Origin of the sequence: Marinobacter sp. UBA2498 (genome assembly GCF_002341575.1) — a bacterium.
GTDB lineage: Bacteria > Pseudomonadota > Gammaproteobacteria > Pseudomonadales > Oleiphilaceae > Marinobacter > Marinobacter manganoxydans.
Genome location: NZ_DDOI01000124.1, coordinates 9,743 through 13,748, shown reverse-complemented (window position 1 = coordinate 13,748; position 4,006 = coordinate 9,743). Strand labels below are relative to the sequence as shown.

The window sequence follows — 4,006 nt, the reverse complement described above, 5'->3', positions numbered from 1 at the left end:
CCCATGTCGTACTGGCCGTTGCGCACCAGATCAAAAATCCCGAACGGCGCCTTGTGCTTGTTGGACGGATCAATGCGGATCTGCAGCCGGCCATCCGACATGGTTTCCGCCATGTCGGCCATATGCTGAACAGTCTCTCCCAGTACCGGAGAGTTGGGCCCCCAGGTTTGCGCAAGGCGCAAGGTGAAGTTTTCCTCGGCCACCGAGGACACGCTGAACACAGTGGCTGCAGCGGCCACGGCCGCAAGCAGTGTTTTCCGGATTATCATTGTGTTGGCTTCCATTATTGTTGGTATGAAAACAGCTATTTCTGTCGCGCCACCATCATAGCTTTCTCATGGTGTTCCGCCAATCGGCGGAACACCATGAATCGGTATCAGACCTTGAACTGACCGACCAGATCCCGAAGGCTCTCACCCAGGCGCGCCAGTTCGTGGCTGGCTTCGTTGGTCTGGGTGACGCCGGTATCACTGCGCTGGGCAGCATCAACGATCCGCACGACGTTCTGGTTGATCTCTTCGGCAACCTGGCTTTGTTGCTCCGAGGCTGTTGCAATCTGGGTTACCTGATCATGAATCTTACCAACCGAGGTCTCGATGGTTCGCAGCGCGCTGGTTGCATGATTGATCCTTTCGACCGTTTCCGTTGAACGGTTGCGTGATTTGTTCATCCGCTCCACCGATGCCTTGGATTCAGTCACAAAGCCGTCAATCATGGTACGAATCTGATCAGCGGACTCGGCGCTGCGTTTTGCAAGCTGGCGTACTTCATCAGCAACCACCGAGAACCCACGACCATGCTCGCCGGCCCGGGCTGCCTCAATCGCGGCATTGAGAGCCAGCAGGTTGGTCTGTTCAGTTACCGCATGGATGACATCCAGTACCTGCTGGATCTCATCGGATTTTTCCGCAAGGGCGTTGATACTGCGGGCCGTGTCCTCGATCTCCTCGGACAGCTTGTTCACCGCGCCCTGGGCACTGCTAATGGTTTCACCACCCTCACGGGCCATGCGGTCGGCGTCCGAGGCCGAGCTCTCAACCTCATTGGCATTGCCGGAAATCTGCTGGATGGTCGCGGCCATTTCATTGATCGCAGAGGCAATCTGGTCAGTCTCGGAGCCCTGTTCCTGAACCGAGGCCCGGGTTTCATTCGCGACCCGGCTGAGCTCTTCCGCCGCGGACGCCACCTGATCCGTGGTGGCGCCGACTTCTCGCATGGTGTCCTGGATCTTGACGACAAAGGCATTGAAACGACGACCGAGCTCGGCCAGCTCGTCGGTACCCTCATCCGGCAACCGCTGGCGGAGATCGCCCTCACCATCAGCAATTTCCTGCATCATGTTGCTGACGTTCTTCAGCGGCCGGGTCACGCTACGGCCAACGAATACGCCGATCACCAGAGCGATTACGACAACCACAACCGTCACCAAAAGGATAAAGCCCAGGGCCTCCGCCATGCCCGCCTCAATGTCCTTGCGAGCAGCAGCGACCTGCCGGTCTATATCGGTAATGTAGACACCTGCACCGATCATCCAGTCCCAGTCCGCGATAATGGTGGAATAGGACATCTTGGGTTCTTCATTGCCGGAAGCAGGGTTCATCCAATCATAGCCATAGAATCCCTCACCGCGGGCAGCGGCGAACAGATCGGCCACCAACCCCCTGACAACCGGATTCTTGGTCGGTCCTTCTTTGGATGGGTCCGGAGCATAGGCCAGGTTGTATACATCCCGGGTATAGGCGAACACGTAGTTCGTCTCATCAAAACGGATCGAGCGCAGGCGCGCCGCTGCCGCCTCCTTCGCTTCCGCCTCCGTCATCGATGGGTCATTCTTGGCCTCCAGAACCACGGCCTCTGCGGCATCAATGAGGTTCTGTAAACCAGCCTTCCGTGCTTCGAGGAGGCTGTTCTCAAGACGCTTGAGCTCATCTTCACCATTGGCCTGAATCTGACTGGCGGTGATCCACGCCAATGTTGCCGCCGTGACGAGTACCGGCACAAGCACCGCCACCAGCAAGCGCGTGCGTATTTTCACTTTGCTCAAGACATTCATCTTTCCGAACTCTCCAGGGAATTTCCGTTGGTGAGGATTATCCACGGACCACTCAGAGTGATCTGTTCCAGTTTGTTAAGGCAGGTTTCAGCAGGCGCACTGATTCGCCAAGCCGCCTGCCAACGGACAAACCTTCCACCATTATTTTCAGCTAGGTACAGTAACGGCAGTAACCCGATTGTCTTGAGCGGGAATCAGACTGAAGGATCACTACGAAGGTAGGCCAATGAAGCACCTGTTTCTGGTACGCCACGCCAAGTCCAGTTGGGCCGATGAATCACTTTCTGACCGGGAACGCCCCCTCAATGCGCGGGGTGTCAGCCAACTGGCCCCATTGGGAAATGCCCTGAAATCTGTCGGCGCGTTCGAAGGCGAGATATACAGCAGCAACGCCAGGCGGGCCGTCGCGACACTTCAAGGCATACTTCCCGACACAGTCGCAGCCGAGCGCTGCCATACCCTGAGTGCGCTATATACCTTCGACTATCGGCGACTACTCGCATGGCTTGAAGAGCAGGCAGACGCCCCACAGATTACCCTGGTCGGCCACAACCCGGCGTTACTGGAACTGGCCCAGTCGCTCCTGAAGCAGCCCCCGGAACAGCTACCCACCGCCAGCGTTATTCACATCCGGCTTTCGATCAAACACTGGCGCCAGATTGGTCGCGGCAAGGGCAAACTGGTGACTCTGATAACGCCACAGGATTACAGCTACGCGCACTGCGAACGAAAGCTTAAAAAGAGAGCCAGAACCGCGGGGGACGATCCTGCAAGGGACATTCCCAAGGCCCTTCACCATCAACTCGATCGGCTAAGGCAACTGGAACGGGGCGTCGCCCTTGGCCTGGATGACGAATTTCTGCACCAGTACCGGATTGCGATTCGACGCAGCCGTGCTATCGCCGAATCGGTTCAGGACGTGACTGCTGACAAGTCGCTGGCCAAGGGGGTTAAAACCCTGAAGCGCCATGCAAGGGCAACGGGCCCACTGCGCGACCTTCACGTGTTTCTTCAGGACCTGCCGGAACTTTGCGCAGATGACGCGGAAATTCGGGCAGCCTTGCAGATCTGGTTCGAGCGCGAAGCCGCCAGCCATGATGAAAAGCTGGCAAAGCGACTGAAAAGCAAGCGCTACCGGGACAGCCTGGAACACTGGCGCAATCTGATTGATTCGCGAAAGTTTCAGAAATTGGCCGCAACACTCCGGCCGAAAGACATCCGAAGGGCCGTGGAACGTCGTATCAAGGAGTTCAATAAACGCACTGCCGAGCTGATGCATACTTCACCGGATGAAGATATCCATCGGCTGCGCAAGCAACTCAAACGAATCCGTTACCTGATGGAACTGGATGCAAAAACCTGGAAGCGCAACCTGAAAACGTTAAAGGAGCGGCAAGAGCTCTATGGCCGGTTCCAGGATCTGCACGTTCAGATTTTGCTTCTCGACCAGTTCCGCCAGGCGGCGCCAGAGGTACTGCCAGCCGCGCTCAATGGGATCGTGGAAACGCTGGAAGACCACAAGGCGAACGCCCGGAAACAGATTCTGACCCTTGGAGGACTCGATGGAGCCCCGTTATGACACCCTGTTTTACGACGGACAATGCCCTCTTTGCGCCAAAGAGATCCGCACCCTGCGCAAACTCCAGCGTGGCAATCTGATCTTTGCAGACATCCATGAACAGCGTGAAGGCAGCGCCAACCTGCCAAGTCACGAAGCCCTGCTCAGGCGCCTGCACCTGATGACCTGGACCGGCGAGTGGGTCATCGGTCTGCCCGCAAATGTTCGCGCCTGGTCCCACACGCCCTTTGGTTTTCTGTTCAAACCCCTGCTGTGGCCAGGTATCTTCCAGGTGGCCTCGCGCATCTACGGGAAATGGGCAGACAAACGCTATGAGCGTAAATACGCCTGCGCCATCGGAGATAACGAAACCGCTTAGTCATGCATGTACGGGG

General features: G+C 57.1%; 3 protein-coding genes and 1 pseudogene. 2 read left to right on the top strand and 2 right to left on the bottom strand.

Going from position 1 to position 4,006, the window contains the following annotated elements; translation table 11 throughout:
- Together B2W52_RS17365 and B2W52_RS17360 are read right to left on the bottom strand one after the other, a co-directional pair.
- A pseudogene (locus B2W52_RS17365) lies at window positions 1–263 on the bottom strand (ABC transporter substrate-binding protein); the annotation flags it as partial.
- Window positions 264–376: 113 nt separating this feature from the next.
- Window positions 377–2,053 (bottom strand): methyl-accepting chemotaxis protein, encoded by a 1,677-nt coding sequence (locus B2W52_RS17360; protein ID WP_273069040.1) that lies wholly within the window; start codon window positions 2,051–2,053, stop codon window positions 377–379.
- A gap of 226 nt (window positions 2,054–2,279) precedes the next feature.
- Between B2W52_RS17360 and B2W52_RS17355 the strand changes: the two genes are divergently transcribed.
- Together B2W52_RS17355 and B2W52_RS17350 are read left to right on the top strand one after the other, a co-directional pair.
- Window positions 2,280–3,632: a CHAD domain-containing protein gene (locus B2W52_RS17355; RefSeq protein WP_273069042.1), complete on the top strand. Its 1,353-nt coding sequence runs from the start codon at window positions 2,280–2,282 to the stop codon at window positions 3,630–3,632.
- On the top strand, window positions 3,616–3,990 hold the full coding sequence (locus B2W52_RS17350; protein WP_273069044.1) for a thiol-disulfide oxidoreductase DCC family protein: 375 nt from the start codon (window positions 3,616–3,618) through the stop codon (window positions 3,988–3,990). The genes B2W52_RS17355 and B2W52_RS17350 overlap by 17 nt, the downstream gene beginning before the upstream one ends.
- Window positions 3,991–4,006: the final 16 nt, after the last annotated feature.